Origin of the sequence: Streptomyces sp. NRRL S-118, from assembly GCF_000716335.1 — a bacterium.
Taxonomy (GTDB): domain Bacteria; phylum Actinomycetota; class Actinomycetes; order Streptomycetales; family Streptomycetaceae; genus Streptomyces.
Window position 1 is genome coordinate 4523 of sequence record NZ_KL591060.1, and the last position, 705, is coordinate 5227.

Here is a 705-nt window from a genome sequence, read left to right on the forward strand (position 1 = left end):
TGCGCACCCCGTCGGCGAACCGGACGGCCTGACGGACGTGGCGTACCCAGTACTCCGCGTCGAAGACCGTCACGACCTCGCCGGAGACGTTGGACACGACCGGGATACGCGGCTCGGCATAGGTCAGCCGCTCGGCGACCGTGCGGAACTCCTCCAGCATCGGCTCCATGCGCGGCGAGTGGAACGCATGCGACACCCGCAGCCGGGACGTCTTACGCCCCTCCCACTTCGGAAGCCACTCCCCCACCGCGTCCTCGTCACCGGACACCACCACAGCCAACGGACCGTTGACGGCGGCGATCTCCAGCCGGCCCTCGAACCCGGCCAGGGACTCCGCAACCTCCGCCTCAGCAGCCTGGACGGCGACCATCGCACCCCCCACGGGCAGCGCACCCATCAACCGGCCACGAGCGACCACCAGTTCCGCAGCATCGGCCAGCGACAGCACACCCGCCACATGCGCGGCAGCGATCTCACCAACGGAGTGCCCGATCAGGTAGTCCGCGCGGATGCCCAGCGACTCCGCCAGACGGAACAGCGCCACCTCGACCGCGAACAACGCCACCTGCGTGAACTCCGTCGAGTTCAGCACATCGCTGTCCTCGGCCAGCAGCTCCCGCAGCGACCGGCCCAGACGCGGATCAACCTCCGCACACACCTCGGCCAGCGCCCGCTCGAACACCGGGAACGCCTCGGCCAGCTCCA

Annotated in this window: 1 protein-coding gene; it reads right to left on the reverse strand. The window is 69.6% G+C overall.

Annotated elements, in window-relative coordinates:
• On the reverse strand, positions 1-705 hold a 705-nt coding region (locus tag IH00_RS0136585; protein ID WP_031080843.1), incomplete at both ends, for an acyltransferase domain-containing protein.